This is a genomic window from Paraburkholderia adhaesiva, assembly GCF_021390575.1.
Classification (GTDB): domain Bacteria; phylum Pseudomonadota; class Gammaproteobacteria; order Burkholderiales; family Burkholderiaceae; genus Paraburkholderia; species Paraburkholderia adhaesiva.
Map to the genome: position 1 here is coordinate 111,189 of NZ_JAJEJQ010000003.1, position 15,616 is coordinate 126,804.

Genomic DNA, 15,616 nt, shown 5'->3' on the forward strand with positions numbered 1-15,616 from the left:
ACGCCTTCCCCTTTAATACGTACCTGATCGAACGCGAAACCGAAACCTGGAGATGTCATGAGCCATTTTCTGGATCGTCTGCGTTATTTCACTACCGTGCGGCCCCAATTCGCCGACGGTCACGGCGCCGTCACAGACGAAGACCGAAAATGGGAGGAGGCGTACCGCACGCGCTGGCAGCACGACAAGATCGTGCGTTCGACGCACGGCGTCAATTGCACCGGTTCGTGCTCCTGGAAGATCTATGTGAAAGGTGGCATCGTCGCCTGGGAAACGCAGCAGACGGACTACCCGCGCACGCGCCCCGACATGCCCAACCACGAACCGCGCGGCTGCTCACGCGGGGCATCGTATTCGTGGTACCTCTATAGTGCGAACCGACTCAAATATCCGCTCGTGCGCAGCGCGCTCGTCAAGTTGTGGCGCGAGAAGCGTCGCACGCTCGACCCGGTGGCCGCGTGGCAGGCCATCGTCGACGACGAAGCGGCACGCAAAAGTTATCAAACACGTCGCGGCCTCGGCGGCTTTATACGCGCCGACTGGAGCGAGGTGCTTGAAATCGTGGCCGCCGCGAACGTCCATACCATTAAGCGCCATGGCCCCGATCGCGTGATCGGCTTCTCGCCGATTCCCGCCATGTCGATGGTTTCGTATGCGGCCGGCTCGCGCTATCTCTCGTTGATCGGCGGCGTGTGCCTCTCTTTCTACGACTGGTACTGCGACCTGCCACCCGCCTCGCCACAGACCTGGGGCGAGCAGACAGACGTGCCGGAATCCGCCGACTGGTACAACTCGTCGTTCATCGTGATGTGGGGCTCCAACGTGCCGCAAACGCGCACGCCCGATGCACACTTCATGGTCGAGTCCCGCTACCGCGGCGCGAAGATCGTTTCCATCTTCCCCGACTACGCGGAAGGCGCGAAATTCGGCGACATCTGGCTGCATCCGAAGCAGGGCACGGACTCGGCGCTCGCGCTCGCGATGGGCCACGTGATCCTCAAGGAATTTCATCTCGCGGGCAAGAGCGCTTATTTCGCCGATTACTGCCGCCAGTTCACCGACATGCCGTGCCTCGTCACGCTCACCGAGCGCGATGGGCGGTACGTGCCGGATCGCTATCTGCGCGCCAGCGATTTCGCCGATTCGCTTGGGCAGACCAACAATCCCGAGTGGAAGACGGTCGCTATCGACTCGGCGACGAATACGTTCACGGTGCCAGTCGGCTCGGTGGGCTTTCGCTGGGGTCAACAGGAAGGCGGCGATCGCGGCAAGTGGAACCTGCGTGAAGAAACTGCCGAAGGCAAATCGTATACACCCACGCTGTCGCTGGTGTCCGGCCACGATGACGTCGTCGATGTCGGTTTTCCCTACTTCGGCAACGTCGCGCATCCGCACTTTCCGCACACCACGCATGACCCGGTACTCACACGGCGCATCGGCGTGCGACGCGTCGCGACGCGCGACGGCGAACGCCTCGTCGCCACCGTCTACGACCTCTTCGTCGCAAACTACGGACTCGACCAGGGTCTGGGCGGCAAGGACATCGCACAGAGCTACGACGACGACGTGCCCTACACGCCCGCATGGCAGGAAGCGATAACCGGCGTCAAACGCGCCGACGTCATCAACGTTGCGCGGCAATTCGCGGAAAACGCGGACAAGACCGAAGGACGCTCGATGGTGATCATCGGCGCGGGCATCAATCACTGGTACCACATGGACATGGCGTATCGCGCCATCATCAACATGCTGGTGATGTGCGGCTGCATCGGCAAGTCCGGCGGTGGCTGGTCGCACTATGTTGGTCAGGAGAAGCTGCGGCCGCAAACGGGCTGGACGGCGCTCGCATTCGCGCTCGACTGGAGCCGGCCGCCACGGCAGATGAACGCGACCTCGTTCTTCTACGCCCACACCGACCAGTGGCGCTACGATCCGATGAATCCGACCGACATGCTTTCGCCGCTCGAGGACAAATCGGCTTACCACGGCTTGCCGATCGACTATAACGTGCGCGCCGAACGCATGGGCTGGCTGCCTTCGGCACCGCAGTTCATGAGTAATCCTCTCGATCTCGGCCGCTCGCTCGCGGCCCCGTCCAGTGCTGGTGCCGAAGTCGTGCGCGGGCTCAAGGACGGCAGCCTCAAACTGGCATGCGAAGATCCGGATAATCCCGCCGTCTTCCCGCGCAACATGTTCGTGTGGCGCTCGAATCTGCTCGGTTCATCGGGCAAAGGGCACGAGTATTTCCTGAAGCACCTGCTCGGCACGACGCACGGCGTGCAGGGCGAAGAGGTCGCGAAACAGGGTTTGCCCCGCCCCGAAGAAATCGCGTGGCACGAAGAGGCACCGCGCGGCAAGCTCGATCTGCTCGTCACGCTGGACTTCCGCATGTCGACGACGTGCATGTACTCGGATGTCGTGTTGCCCACCGCGACGTGGTACGAGAAGGACGACATGAACACGTCCGACATGCACCCGTTCATTCACCCGCTTTCCGCCGCCGTCGATCCGCCGTGGCAGTGCCGCAGCGACTGGGAAATATTCAAGGCCATAGCGAAGCGTTTTTCGGAATTGAGTCAGGGCCATCTCGGTGTCGAGCGCGACGTGGTGCTCGCGCCAATCTCCCATGATGTGGCCGGCGAACTCGCGCAGCCTTTCGGCGTCAAGGACTGGAAACGCGGCGATTGCGAGCCGGTTCCGGGCAAGACGATGCCGGGCGTCGTTTCACTCGAGCGTAATTACCCCGAGACGTATCACCGCTACACGTCGCTCGGCCCGCTGATGGACAAGCTCGGCAACGGCGGCAAGGGCATCTCCTGGAACACACAGACCGAAGTCGACCACCTCGGCGACCTGAACTATCGCGACGAAGGCCCGGAAGCGGGCGACGCGAAGGGCCGCCCGCGCATCAACTCCGCACTCGACGCGGCCGAAGTGATTCTCTCGCTCGCGCCCGAAACGAACGGGGAAGTGGCGATGAAAGCGTGGCAGGCCCTCTCCAGCTTCACGGGCATCGACCACACGCACCTGGCCGAGGCCCGTGCCGATGAGAAAATCCGTTTTCGCGACATCCAGGCCCAGCCGCGCAAGATCATCTCGTCACCGACGTGGAGCGGTATCGAGTCCGAGCACGTCTCGTACAACGCGGGCTACACGAACGTCCACGAGCTGATTCCATGGCGCACGCTGAGCGGACGTCAGCAGCTCTATCAAGACCACGCGTGGATGCGGGCCTTCGGTGAAGCGCTGTGCGTCTACAAGCCGCCCATCGATACAGGCAGCTACGAGAAGATGGCCGGCGCACGCTCGAACGGCAATCCCGAGATCGCGCTCAACTTCATCACGCCACACCAGAAGTGGGGCATCCACAGCACCTATACCGACAATCTGATCATGCTCACGCTTTCGCGCGGCGGGCCGATCGTCTGGATCTCGGAGAAGGACGCGGCGCAGATCGGCGTGGCGGATAACGACTGGATCGAGTGCTACAACGCGAACGGCGCGCTCTGCGCGCGTGCCGTGGTGAGCCAGCGCATTCCACGCGGCATGTGCATGATGTACCACGCCCAGGAAAAAATCGTTAACACACCGGGCTCGGAAATCACAGGCACGCGCGGCGGCATCCACAACTCAGTCACGCGTATCGCGGTCAAGCCCACGCACATGATCGGCGGCTACGCGCAGCTCTCTTACGGCTTCAATTACTACGGCACGGTGGGTTCGAACCGCGACGAATTCCTCATCGTACGAAAGATGAAGCATGTCGACTGGCTCGATGAAGAGACGCCGGTAGGCACCCTGCCCCAGGCCGTTCGCGAAGGAGAGAACTCATGAAAGTCCGTGCGCAGATTGCGATGGTGCTGAACCTCGACAAGTGCATCGGCTGCCATACATGCTCGGTCACCTGTAAAAACGTGTGGACGAGCCGCGAAGGTATGGAGTACGCGTGGTTCAACAACGTCGAAACAAAACCGGGCATCGGTTACCCGAAGGATTGGGAAAACCAGGAACGCTGGCGTGGCGGCTGGGTGCGCAAGCCAAGCGGCGACATCGAGCCGCGTCTAGGCAGCAAATGGCGACTGCTCGCGCAGATTTTTGCTAATCCGCATCTGCCTGAAATCGACGACTACTACGAGCCGTTCACGTTCGACTACGCCCATTTGCAGGAAGCGGGCAACACGAACGCGATGCCGGTCGCGCGACCACGCTCGCTCGTGAGCGGCGAGCGCATGGAGAAAATCGAATGGGGGCCGAACTGGGAAGAGATTCTCGGCGGCGAGTTCGAGAAGCGTTCGAAGGACTATAACTTCGAGAACGTGCAGAAGGAGATTTACGGTCAGTTCGAAAACACCTTCATGATGTATTTGCCGCGCCTGTGCGAGCACTGCCTCAATCCATCGTGTGTGGCCTCCTGCCCTTCCGGTTCGATCTACAAGCGCGAAGAAGACGGCATCGTGCTCATCGATCAGGACAAGTGCCGCGGCTGGCGCATGTGTGTTTCCGGTTGCCCGTACAAGAAGATCTATTTCAACTGGAAGAGCGGCAAGGCCGAGAAATGCATCTTCTGCTATCCGCGCATCGAGGTCGGCCAGCCGACTGTGTGTTCTGAAACGTGCGTGGGGCGTATCCGCTATCTCGGCGTGCTGCTCTACGACGCGGACCGCATTCACGAAGCCGCGAGCGTCGAGAAAGAAACCGATCTGTATCAGGCACAACTCGATGTTTTCCTCGATCCGTTCGATCCGGCCGTCATCGAGCAAGCCGCGCTTGACGGCGTTCCGCATGCGTGGATCGAAGGCGCGCAACGCTCGCCGGTCTACAAGATGGCGGTCGACTGGAAGATCGCATTCCCGTTGCATCCGGAGTTCCGCACGTTGCCGATGGTCTGGTACGTGCCGCCACTTTCGCCGATCAACGCGGCCGCCAACAGCGGCGAACTCAGCATGAACGGCTGGCTGCCCGACGTCCACGCGCTGCGCATTCCACTGAAGTATCTCGCGAATCTGCTGACCGCAGGCGATGAAAAACCCGTGCAGGTTGCACTGGAGCGGCTGCTCGCGATGCGAGCGTTCATGCGCGCGCGCCAGGTCGATCGTGTTGACGCGCCGCAGATACTTCAGCAGGTCGGGCTGTCGCTGGCGCAAGTCGAGGACATGTACCGCTACCTCGCGATCGCCAACTACGAGGACCGCTTCGTCATCCCGACGACACACCGCGAATACGCCGAAAACGCGTTCGATCTCCGTTCGTCGTGCGGCTTCACGTTCGGCAACGGCTGCTCGGACGGGCGCACGGAAGCGAGCCTGTTCGCGCCGAAAAGCGGTCATCGGCAGATTCCGATCCAGGAGGTCTGAGATGTTTGCAGTAAAGACACAGCCCATGACCTACCGGCTCCTTGCGTCGCTCCTCGAGTACCCGGAGCCCGCGCTCATTGAAGCGGCCGACGAGATCCGGGCGATGGTGCGCAGCGAACGCGCGTTCGGCGCCGACGTGCGCGAAAAGCTGGAGCGCTTCGTCGACTATCTCGGTTCGCGCGAGCTGATTGCATTGCAGGAGAATTACGTCGCACTGTTCGACCGCGGCCGCGCCACGTCGCTTCATCTGTTCGAGCACGTACACGGCGAATCGCGCGATCGCGGTCAAGCGATGATCGACCTCATGCAGGTCTACGAGAAGCACGGCATGCTGCTGCATTCGGGCCAGTTGCCCGATTATCTCCCCGTGTTCCTCGAATATCTGTCGATGCTCGATGCCAGTGAAGCGCGCTCGCTGCTCGGCGAAACATCGGCAATCCTCCAGTCGATCACCGCCGAACTGAGCAAGCGCAACAGCCACTACGCGTATGTGATTGGCGCGCTGCTGCCGTTGGCGGGCGCAGACGAGGGCCGCCTGCCCGAGTCCGCGCACGACGACGACGCCGGTGCTCCGCACGACAAAGACCATCTGCGCGCACTCGACGACGCGTGGACCGAAGAACCCGTGCGCTTCATGGGCGCCGGACAGCCTGCTACGGCGAACGTCGAATTTCATCCGCGACGCAAAACGAGCTGAATAACCGCAATGCGCCGACCGGGCGCCCAGTAAGGAGCAGTCATGGACCATTATTTCCATCAGTTCCTGTTCGGCATCTACCCGTACATCTGCCTTGCGGTGCTGCTGTTCGGCTCGCTCGCGCGATTCGACCGCGAGCAATACACGTGGAAAAGCGACACGTCGCAGCTGCTCCGGCGCGGGTCGTTGCGCCTCGGCAGCAATCTGTTTCACTGGGGTATTCTGGTCGTGGTGCTGGGGCACTTCGTCGGATTTCTCGCGCCGCACTGGCTCACTGCGCCGTTCATGTCGGCGTCGGTCCACCAGTTGCTCGCGATGGTCGCGGGCGGTATCGCGGGGGCCTTCGCGATCGTCGGCCTTACGATCCTGATCGCCCGGCGTCTTGGTGACACCCGTATTCGCCGCAACAGCAGGACGTGGGACATCATCATCGTGTTCATGCTCTGGCTGCAGCTCGCGCTCGGCCTAGGTACGGTCGCGCTTTCGGCCCACCACATGGACGGCGTGATGTTCGAGCAACTCACCGACTACGTGAAGGGCGTCGTCACGTTCCGGCCGAACATTGCCGGACTGCTGGACGGCGTACCATTCGTCTATCAGATGCACATCGCGCTTGGCTTCACGATCTTCCTCGTGTCGCCGTTCACGCGGATGGTGCATATCTGGAGCGGCATCGCGTCCATCGCGTATCTGTTCCGGCCGTACCAGCTCGTGCGCAAGCGCTAAAACGACTTCAAACAAACAGGAACACCACCGATGGATTCAGCTTCGCAAACGATAGCGCCCGGGTTGCCCGCGCGCGTGAACAATGTGGAGATCAGCGCCGCTACGATCGACGCCGAAAGCCGCCACTACGCGAACGCGCCGGACCCGTCTCTCGCCGCTCGCCGTGCGCTCGTCGTTCACGAACTGCTGCGCCAGCGCGCTGTCGCCCTCGAACTGATCGAGCCGGATGCCGATATCGACGACACCACGCTCGACACGCTGCTTTCACGTGAAATGCGCGTTCCTGAGCCGACGCGCGAGGACTGCGCACGCTATTACGCGCAACATCCGTCGCGCTTTGTACGCAATGAACTCGTGTACGCGAGCCACATCCTCTTCGCCGTGACCGACCGCGTGCCGCTCGCGCTCCTTCGACAGAAAGCCGAGGAAACGTTAGGCCAATTGCTTCACGCACCCGACACCTTCGAGGCACTTGCGCGTGAGTTGTCTAACTGTCCTTCGGCAGGTGTCGGCGGGAGTCTCGGCCAGCTTACGCGCGGCGACACGGTGCCCGAGTTCGAAACGGCACTGTTCGATAGCACCGACCTCGGCATATTGCCGCGCCTTGTGCGAACGCGCTTCGGCTTTCACCTCGTGCGCATCGACCAACGGGTTCCGGGCGATCCCGTCTCATTCGAAGACGCCGCCGACACGATCGCGCGCTATCTGAGCGAGCGCGTGCGCCACAAAGCTGTTCAGCAATACGTATCGATTCTTGCATCTGAGGCATCACTTGAAAACGCCGCACTCGATGCGGCGACCAGTCCACTGGTTCAATGATCCAAACGCGAGGAAGACGCCATGAATCTGCGTAGCGAATCCAGCCGACCGGGTCCGGCTGCACCGGCCACGATCAGCGCTCAGGCGTGGTCGGTCCTGTTTGCCAGCACGCTCGCATTTCTGGTGTGCTTCGTGGTCTGGATGATGTTCGGCGTGCTCGGCATTCGACTACGCGACGAGCTTGGCTTGAACAGCACCGAATTCGGTCTGCTCACTGCGACGCCCGTGCTCACTGGCGCCGTGATGCGGCTGCCGCTCGGCGCCTGGACCGATCGATTCGGCGGCCGGATCGTCATGACACTCCTGCTCCTTGTCTGTTCTATTCCCGTTTTTGTCGTTAGTTTTGCTAACCAACTCTGGCAGTTCCTCGTGATCGGGCTCTTCCTCGGCTGCGTGGGCGCCTCGTTTGCCGTGGGCACACCTTATGTCGCGCGCTTCTTTCCGCCCGAACGACGCGGGTTCGCCATGGGATTCTTTGGAGCCGGCACGGTAGGCGCCGCGGTCAACCTGTTCGTCACGCCAATACTTCTCGCGAACTTCGGATGGCGGTTCGTGCCGCGGGTCTATGCTATTGCGCTGCTCGTGACGGCCTTGATCTTCTGGTTTGCGTCCGCGCCCGATCCAGGCGCTGGTAAGTCAAAGGGCTCCTGGGTCGATTCCTTCAAGGTGCTGGGCGACCCACGCGTATGGCGCCTGTGCCAGTACTACTCCATTACCTTCGGCGGCTTCACCGCGCTCTCGCTGTGGATTCCGCAATACCTGAAGGCCGAATACGGCATGTCGATCGTGATGGCCGCAGCGTTCGCGGCCGGATTCTCGCTACCGGGCTCCGTGCTGCGTGCCGTGGGTGGCATCCTCGCCGACAAGCTCGGTGCGCACAGCGTGACCTGGTGGGGTCTATGGGTCGCGTGGGTCTGCCTCTTCCTCCTTTCCTACCCATCCACCGACTTCGTCATCCACACGATCGACGGCACGGTCACGTTGCACGTCGCTTTACCCATCGCAGGCTTCGTCGCGCTGACATTCGTGCTCGGCGCGGTGTTCGCATTCGGAATGGCGTCGACGTTCAAATACGTCGCCGACTTCTATCCCACCAACATGGGTGTCGTGACGGGAATCGTCGGGCTTGCGGGCGGGCTGGGCGGCTTCCTGCTGCCGATCCTGTTCGGCGCGCTGCTCGACGTCTTCAGGGTCCGGTCAACCTGCTTCATGCTGCTTTACGGCATCGTCTGGGTGTCGCTGATCCTGCTGTATATGTCCGAGGTACAACGCACGCCCGTTCTCGAGAAAAGGACCGGTCGTCTCGAGAGTAGACCTGCTTGATCTGCGGGTCCCGCAATTATCTGGACGCCGCTCGCGCCGCGAGCGGCGTTTTTTTTGCCGGTTTTCGGATTCCGCGGTTAATCGTCGCGACTCATCGCAATACACGCCGCGCAGTGAGAATCGCATCTCCGGGAAACACGATGCGCAGCGCACGATGCACAGTTCATTCACACACCCCAATAGCACGAATTAACCGTAAAATCCGATTCTCCCTTTCTTGACTTGTATTATTTCGTCGCCTCCGCAGTCGCGATAATATTCGCTACCACAAAGAAACGTCATACGACGCATTCACCCATCGCCTCAATGGGTAAATCAAGCCGGATGCCAGCGCAGCCTTTGTCCATCACCCAAAAGGAGGAGGCGACAAAGCGCCTCTACGCACAGTGGGCTAATTACACCAGGCTAATTCCACGTGCGTATTTCCTCGGCTTTCTGCTTTGAATATAGTGCTTTTTAAACCGTAACTGATCTTGTGATCTGCCGCCCAACGCACGCATTTTCCGGCAACCATCGCGGAATCGAATAATGGCTGATGCCCCTTTTCTTGAAGCGCCTGGCTGCTATGCGCCGGAGCCGGACGATATCCTCGGTATCGTCGAGCTTCCCGCACCGAACCTGGAGCGCAAACGCTCGCTGATGAAAGCACTCGGCGACCGCGCGAGCCGTCGCGAGGTCAGCCCGGAAGCGTTGTCGACGACGCTGATCAGCGAAATTCTCTGGGCCGGCTTTGGTGTCAACCGTGTCATCACCGGCGGGCGCACAGCACCCCGCCACGACGACGCTCGTGACATCGACATCTACGCCTTCCTGCGTCGTGGCATATACCGCTACGACCCCCTTTCGCACAGGTTGCTCCTTAGAAATGCGGAAGACGCACGCCATCTGACCGGCCAGCAAGCATTCGTCGCGGATGCACCGCTGACCCTGGTCTACGTCGCACTGCCCCCGAAAGACCCAGCAACGAAGCCGGACCGCATTTCCACGCCTGAGCTGATCACTATCGGGGCCATTTCGCAGAATGTATCGCTGTACTGCGCAGCATCGGGCCTTGCCACGGTCATACGCGGATCATTCTCGCGCGCCCGACTGGCCGAGGTCATGGATCTTCGTTATGGAGAAGTGGCCGTGCTTGCGCAATCCATTGGCAAACCGGGTTCGTAACGGACGCCAGAGATGAAATGAGGTTCGCCCTCGAAGCAAGCCGAGAGACCTTGCCGGTTGGGGCGTTTCAGATTGCCGCTGTCGAGCGGCGTGTTATATCGGCGGATAGTTCAACTAATAGAATGTGCTGCCGGGAGTATGAGTTATGAGGCAATTGAGCGGCCGACACCACGTACCCTGCGTTTGGGAAACGCACTACGTGACCCCCCTGGCCCATTTCAGAAATCTGCGCCACCGGACGCTACCGTGTGGCCCACTCCAGCCGAGCGACACCTACTACCTTCTCGAGGCATTGCCGCGTGAAGGCGGGCGGGCCATCACGTTCGTCGCCGAGCGGCGCTACGCGGAAAAGCTGCTGATTCGCGGCGGAAAATTCCCGCTGCCAGTCTTTAATCCGCTCTATCGGTCCTATGCGAAGCACAGCACCGAACGCGACCCTCGTTCGTGCATGAGCGGGCTCAACGCGGACCTCTACGACGCCATTCATATGCTGTGCATCGTCCGCGGTGACATGCCGAGAAACGGCATCACGCGCACGCTGGAATCGCTACGCGCCAATCCCGAAGCGTCCGTGAAGAGCCATGAAATCGTCCGGTTCGCGCATGCGTTGGAGCAAGGGAGCAACGAAAGCCCGCTTTCGCTCGCAATCGACCGGCTGCGCAAGGCCATTCCGGGGCTTCGCGACTTCCCGTTCAAGTTTTTGCGCGTCCGGATGCTGCACGAAAATCTGGCCGTCGGCATTTGAACTCGCGGTTGTCGCGCGGTTATGGCGCGGCAATCGCTCAGGATCGGGGGGATAGCAATACAGCGGGCGATCGAATGTGCGCAACGCACTATTCGTCCGCTGCCCCCTGGCTCGTGCCGCCACCCAGAAAACCTTCACGCTCTTTCGCGTAGAGCGCGACCTGCACACGGCTCGTCATTTTCAGCTTGCGCAGAATATTGCGCACATGGATCTTCACCGTGCTCTCAGCCAGGTCCAGTGCACGCGCGATCTCCTTGTTGCTCGCTCCGCGCCCCAGTTCCTGCACGATTTCCTGCTCGCGCGCGGTCAACGCTTCTCCTGAATCGCCGCCGGTACGCGGCACGGGTGGCTGCAGCGTCGGTCTGCGCATCCGCTCCACGAGCTTCGTCATCATGTGCTCGGTGATCACGGGCTGACCGGCCGCCGCCTTGCGAATCGCGTCGGCCAGCGTCTCGGCCTCGATATCCTTCAAGAGATATCCGCACGCGCCCGAGCGCATCGCAGCGGTCAGATCGTCGCCATCCTCCGAGACCGTCAGCATCACGACCGCCGTGCCGGGCAAGTCTTGCACGAGCAGTTGCAGCGTTTCCAGGCCAGAAAGCCCCGGCATGTTCAGGTCGAGCAGGACAACATCCGGTGCGTGCTGCTTCGCGCGCTTGATCCCTTCGACGCCATCGGCCGCTTCGTCCACGACCTCAAAATCAGGCTGTCGCAGCAATAGCGCCCTGACGCCCGAGCGAAAGAGCGTGTGATCGTCGATGAGCAGAATGCGAATTGTCATGTGAGCGTAGATACAGGAGTATTCGGTGACTTCGGCTACTTCAGTTACTTCGGTTACGTCACGCGGCCATGCGCGCCTCGGCGCCAAGCACCAGCTCCACGCGCGAACCATGATCGGGGCGGCCGTCCAGCTTCAGCGTCGCCGCGAGGTGCCTCGCCCGCTCGCGCATGATATGGAACCCCACGTGCGATTCCCCTGCCGAGTCGAGATCGGCCGGATCGTAGCCAATGCCATCATCCTCGACAAGCAGCCGGAAATCGCGCCCGTTGACTACCGTTATGTGAACCGATTGCGCCTCGGCATGCTTGCGCACGTTGGAGAGCGCCTCCTGCAGGATAAACAGCACCTGTAGCTGTTGATCGGCCGGCAGCGGCGCACCGCCTTCGTCGCGATAGTCGAGCGTCACGTCGGCGTCCGACTGTCGCTGGAAGCGCGCAACCGTATCTTCGACCGCGGGCCGCAGCGCGCCCGGGCCGAGCCGCGTGCGGAAGTTCAGCAGCAGTTCGCGCACGTCCTCATAGCTTTCCTCGACACCCCCTGCGAGCAGCGGCACCAGCTCGCCGATTTCGTCGAGATCACGCGCATGCACGGCCTTGTTGAGCAATTGCACCTGCATCTTCAGGTAGCTCAGGCCCTGGGCGATGCTATCGTGCAAGCCCTGCGCGACGAGATTGCGCTCCTCGGACACGGCAAGCTGCCGCGCCAGTGTAGCGAGCCGCCGGTTCTTGAGCGCGACGCCCAGATGCCTCCCAAGCGTGCGCAGCAACTGAACCTCGGATGGCGACATCGCCCGCTCGCGCCGGAAGTGCAGCGAGAACATGCCAAGCTTTTCCCCCTGTGACACGATGCCGAACGCGGCGACGTTAACAAAGCCGGCACGAATGCAGTACTTCGAGTATTCACGGTCCGGACCCGTCATGCTGCGCGGATTGCGCATGACCGCATATTCCGACGACGTCGCGCTGCCGCAGATGCAATCGTTCACACCCATGCACCGCTCCGCGTTCACCAGCTCCTCCGACAATCCCTCGGACACGAGCATATGCAGCTTGCTGTCCTCCGCCGATACCAGGCGCACCGATCCGCCATCGACATCGAACTCGCGCATGAGGCGCTTGAGGAACGTACCGCACAGCACTTCGGCGGGCTCGTTTCCGTTGAGGCACGCCGTCATTTCGTAGAGCAGCGACAGTTCGCGGTTCTGCGCCGCGAGTTGCGCGGTCTTCGCATCGACGAGCGCCGCGAGGTCGCGGTACAGCGTCTGCAGCTCGCCAACCATTCGGTTGAAACCCTGGGCAAGATAGCCGAACTCATCCTCGGTATCGACCGGCAGGCGCGTGTCGAACTTTCGCGCTTCGACGCGAGAAACCCCTTCGTGCAGGCGCTGCACAGGTACGACGAACCACAGGTACAGCAAATAAACTATCGCCGCCGTCCCGACACACGACAGCGCAGCCAGCGCGAGCTGCGACGTCCGCAGCCACGCGGTCTTGCGCGCGTTCTCGCGCTCGATCATGCCGACGAGACGGTCCGCTTCGTCGACGAAACCCGGCAGCAGCGCGAGATATTTCGGCGGCTCGCCTTCCCCCGCGTCGCGTTCGCTCAGCGCAGCCGGTTTGAGCTGCTCGTCCCATACCGCGGCGACGCGATCGAACTGCTTGTGAATCGCCGGGTCGTTGGGCAGGAACAGCGGACGCGCCGCATCGCCCTGACGCAATCGACGCACCGTGTCGTCCAGTAGCTTGAGCTGGTCGTCGAGGTCGGCGGGCTCGCCAAGACGCGTTTCCCACAGCGCGATCGCCACCGCGTTCGCCCGCATGCGCAGGCTGCCCGCGTCGTTGATCGCAGCGCCCGCGCCTTCCAGCTGCCACGACAGCCAGAGCGTGCCGCCAATCATCGAAAGCACGAGTGCGAGCGCCACCGCCGAAAGCACAATGATGCGAGTCGACAGGCGCCGGGCGAATGGCGCCGCCGACGCAACGACGTCGGTCTGTTCGGAAAAGTCGGAGGGCGTGTACATGGCTTGACCGGTCGGTGTGGGGCTCAGGTGCGATTATCCGCCTGTGCGCCGCCCGCCGAAAGCCCGCCCACGGTCTTCGCGATGAACGCGGCAATCGCTGGCACGTCGTTCAGCGCCAGGACGGGCAAACGGGTATCGAGGTCCATATCGGACGCGATCGCCACGATGCGCGGGTCATGCGGATAAAGCACCTCGCAGCCGCTCCCGCTGCGCACGACTTCGAGCCGCGGAATCTCGGCGGTCGTGTAGCCTTCGACGAGCGTGAGGTCGGCAGGCGAAAGCCGGGCGAGCATCGTGTCGAATGACGGTTCCGGTCCGTCGTGCAAGATAGCCCACGACGTCGGCGACACGACCAGCACCTCGCCCGCACCTGCGGCGCGAAAGCGCGCGCTGTTCTTGTGCGGCGGCTCGAGGTCGAGCTTATGGTGACAATGCTTGATGACGTTGACCACGAGGCCCTGAGCGCCGAAATGGGCGAGCAGCGCCTCGATCAGGGTCGTTTTGCCCTGACCCGAGCGGCCTGCAATGCCAAAGAGTCGTGCCATGACACGCATCCTCCTGCAAAAAAAAAGCGGGCGACCGCCAGACACGGTCGCCCGAAGGTGATCAGGCCACGATCCTCCGGGCCGACCAACGGGGACTACCGGCTACGCACGAGCTGCCATGCGCGGCCGAGATAACCGAGTGAAGCAAAACCGCTCCACACGTGCACAAGACGCGTGAACGGGAAGATCACGAAAAGCGTCATGCCCATGAAGAGGTGCACGCGGAAGATAAGCGGTGCGTCGGCCACGAAGCTTGCTGCATCACCACGGAACGTCAAGGTGTGCTGCGCCCACGTCATGAGCTTCACCATCATCGCGCCGTCCATGTGACCTGCCGATTCGCCGATCGTCGAAAGACCGAGCAGCAGCGTGACGAGAATCCACAGGAGCAGGATCTTGTCAGCAGTGCGCGTCACAGCCGACACACGGACGTTCGAGAGACGACGGTGCAGCAGGATCGCGAGCCCGGCGAGACACATCGAGCCCATCACGCCGCCCGCGACCATCGCGACCATCTGCTTGGCGCTGTGCGGCACGCCGAGGAAATCCCAGACCGCGACGGGCGTGAGCAGACCGAACAGGTGGCCAAAGAACAGCCCCAGAATGCCGACGTGAAAGAGGATATTACCAATCCTCAGTTGTCCGCGATGGAGGATCTGCGAGCTATCCGCCTTCCACGTGTACTGCTCGCGTTCGAAGCGGGCGAGACTGCCAAACAGAAAGATGGCTAAAGCAATGTAGGGATAGGTCCCGAACAGAAACTGGTTAAACGTGTTCATTGCGTATCCTTTGCATGGCCTGCCGCGTCATGCCGCGTACGCGGCGGGTGAAAATGGACGGTCTGCGGTGCATTGCGCGTAATGAGAGGCTCAACACCGTCCGCGCCGACGCCAAACATCTCCAGCGCTTCATCCATGTCGCGCACCGGTGCCACGGTCAGCGGCTTCGGCTCGACCGTGCACATGCTGCACAACACGGTGAAGACACACGCGTACGGACTCTCGGAGCGCTTCAACTGCTTGCCGAGTTCGGCGATCACATGAATCGCTTCGCCCAGCAGCGTCGACGCATCTTCGCTGCTGATGAGCCCGAGCACTTCGAGAAAGAGCGGCACATAGTCGGGCAGTTCGTTCGTCGCCACGTCGAGGCCAAAGCTGCGATATTCCTCGAGCAGATCGACCATGGCCTGGCCGCGGTCGCGGCTTTCGCCGTGCACGTGCTCGAACAGATGCAGCGAGTGACGCGGATTACGGTCGAACGTCGCGACGTATTCCTCCTGCGACTCGATCAACGAACGGCCACGCAGCGCACCGATGAGCGGCGCCAGATCGCGCGCCGCATCGGGATACGCGAGCAGCGCATCATCGATTTCCTCGAGGGCATCGAGCAGGTCCTGCTCCGGATAATCGAGCAGGCCCGCCAGGATCGGATAAATCGACATC

General features: G+C 61.8%; 13 protein-coding genes. 8 read left to right on the plus strand and 5 right to left on the minus strand.

From position 1 onward, the window contains the following. Window positions 1-57 precede the first annotated feature (57 nt). The 8 genes from L0U80_RS24540 to L0U80_RS24575 all read left to right on the plus strand — a co-directional run bounded on the left by L0U80_RS24540 (window position 58) and on the right by L0U80_RS24575 (window position 10,828). Window positions 58-3,834: a nitrate reductase subunit alpha gene (locus tag L0U80_RS24540; protein ID WP_233871898.1), complete on the plus strand. Its 3,777-nt coding sequence runs from the start codon at window positions 58-60 to the stop codon at window positions 3,832-3,834. Further along, window positions 3,831-5,354 (plus strand): nitrate reductase subunit beta, encoded by a 1,524-nt coding sequence (gene narH / locus L0U80_RS24545; protein WP_233871901.1) that lies wholly within the window; start codon window positions 3,831-3,833, stop codon window positions 5,352-5,354. Before L0U80_RS24540 ends, narH begins: the two co-directional genes overlap by 4 nt. Window position 5,355: 1 nt before the next feature. After that, a complete protein-coding gene (gene narJ, locus L0U80_RS24550) occupies window positions 5,356-6,051 on the plus strand; it encodes a nitrate reductase molybdenum cofactor assembly chaperone (RefSeq protein WP_233871904.1) in 696 nt (231 codons plus the stop codon). A 42-nt stretch (window positions 6,052-6,093) separates the two neighbouring features. Beyond that, window positions 6,094-6,777: a respiratory nitrate reductase subunit gamma gene (gene narI, locus L0U80_RS24555; RefSeq protein ID WP_233871907.1), complete on the plus strand. Its 684-nt coding sequence runs from the start codon at window positions 6,094-6,096 to the stop codon at window positions 6,775-6,777. Between the two features lie 30 nt (window positions 6,778-6,807). Next, window positions 6,808-7,596, plus strand: coding sequence for a peptidylprolyl isomerase (locus L0U80_RS24560; protein WP_233871910.1), 789 nt, complete (start codon window positions 6,808-6,810; stop codon window positions 7,594-7,596). Window positions 7,597-7,617: 21 nt separating this feature from the next. Continuing rightward, a complete protein-coding gene (locus tag L0U80_RS24565; RefSeq protein ID WP_233871913.1) occupies window positions 7,618-8,919 on the plus strand; it encodes an MFS transporter in 1,302 nt (433 codons plus the stop codon). A gap of 528 nt (window positions 8,920-9,447) precedes the next feature. Next, a complete protein-coding gene (locus L0U80_RS24570; protein WP_233871916.1) occupies window positions 9,448-10,083 on the plus strand; it encodes a nitroreductase family protein in 636 nt (211 codons plus the stop codon). Window positions 10,084-10,282: 199 nt separating this feature from the next. Then, window positions 10,283-10,828 (plus strand): hypothetical protein, encoded by a 546-nt coding sequence (locus L0U80_RS24575; protein ID WP_233871919.1) that lies wholly within the window; start codon window positions 10,283-10,285, stop codon window positions 10,826-10,828. Between the two features lie 88 nt (window positions 10,829-10,916). Here the strand turns inward: L0U80_RS24575 and L0U80_RS24580 are convergent, their stop codons facing one another. The 5 genes from L0U80_RS24580 to narJ (L0U80_RS24600) form a co-directional block, all read right to left on the minus strand. After that, window positions 10,917-11,609 (minus strand): response regulator, encoded by a 693-nt coding sequence (locus L0U80_RS24580; RefSeq protein ID WP_233871922.1) that lies wholly within the window; start codon window positions 11,607-11,609, stop codon window positions 10,917-10,919. A gap of 58 nt (window positions 11,610-11,667) precedes the next feature. Then, entirely contained in the window at window positions 11,668-13,629 is a 1,962-nt protein-coding gene (locus L0U80_RS24585; RefSeq protein WP_233871925.1) for a type IV pili methyl-accepting chemotaxis transducer N-terminal domain-containing protein, read from the minus strand. A 23-nt stretch (window positions 13,630-13,652) separates the two neighbouring features. Beyond that, window positions 13,653-14,174 (minus strand): molybdopterin-guanine dinucleotide biosynthesis protein B, encoded by a 522-nt coding sequence (gene mobB / locus L0U80_RS24590; protein WP_233871928.1) that lies wholly within the window; start codon window positions 14,172-14,174, stop codon window positions 13,653-13,655. Window positions 14,175-14,269: 95 nt separating this feature from the next. Continuing rightward, window positions 14,270-14,953, minus strand: coding sequence for a respiratory nitrate reductase subunit gamma (gene narI / locus L0U80_RS24595; protein WP_233871931.1), 684 nt, complete (start codon window positions 14,951-14,953; stop codon window positions 14,270-14,272). Beyond that, on the minus strand, window positions 14,950-15,615 hold the full coding sequence (gene narJ, locus L0U80_RS24600) for a nitrate reductase molybdenum cofactor assembly chaperone (RefSeq protein WP_233871934.1): 666 nt from the start codon (window positions 15,613-15,615) through the stop codon (window positions 14,950-14,952). Before narJ (L0U80_RS24600) ends, narI (L0U80_RS24595) begins: the two co-directional genes overlap by 4 nt. Window position 15,616: the final 1 nt, after the last annotated feature.

Bases quoted from the DNA above. Each gene is read 5' to 3' on its own strand.
- L0U80_RS24585 (WP_233871925.1), bottom strand. From the start codon at position 13,629: ATGTACACGCCCTCCGACTTTTCCGAACAGACCGACGTCGTTGCGTCG.
- L0U80_RS24540 (WP_233871898.1), top strand. From the start codon at position 58: ATGAGCCATTTTCTGGATCGTCTGCGTTATTTCACTACCGTGCGGCCC.
- narH (WP_233871901.1), top strand. From the start codon at position 3,831: ATGAAAGTCCGTGCGCAGATTGCGATGGTGCTGAACCTCGACAAGTGC.
- narI (WP_233871907.1), top strand. From the start codon at position 6,094: ATGGACCATTATTTCCATCAGTTCCTGTTCGGCATCTACCCGTACATC.
- narJ (WP_233871934.1), bottom strand. From the start codon at position 15,615: ATGTCGATTTATCCGATCCTGGCGGGCCTGCTCGATTATCCGGAGCAG.
- narJ (WP_233871904.1), top strand. From the start codon at position 5,356: ATGTTTGCAGTAAAGACACAGCCCATGACCTACCGGCTCCTTGCGTCG.
- narI (WP_233871931.1), bottom strand. From the start codon at position 14,953: ATGAACACGTTTAACCAGTTTCTGTTCGGGACCTATCCCTACATTGCT.
- L0U80_RS24580 (WP_233871922.1), bottom strand. From the start codon at position 11,609: ATGACAATTCGCATTCTGCTCATCGACGATCACACGCTCTTTCGCTCG.
- mobB (WP_233871928.1), bottom strand. From the start codon at position 14,174: ATGGCACGACTCTTTGGCATTGCAGGCCGCTCGGGTCAGGGCAAAACG.
- L0U80_RS24560 (WP_233871910.1), top strand. From the start codon at position 6,808: ATGGATTCAGCTTCGCAAACGATAGCGCCCGGGTTGCCCGCGCGCGTG.
- L0U80_RS24570 (WP_233871916.1), top strand. From the start codon at position 9,448: ATGGCTGATGCCCCTTTTCTTGAAGCGCCTGGCTGCTATGCGCCGGAG.
- L0U80_RS24565 (WP_233871913.1), top strand. From the start codon at position 7,618: ATGAATCTGCGTAGCGAATCCAGCCGACCGGGTCCGGCTGCACCGGCC.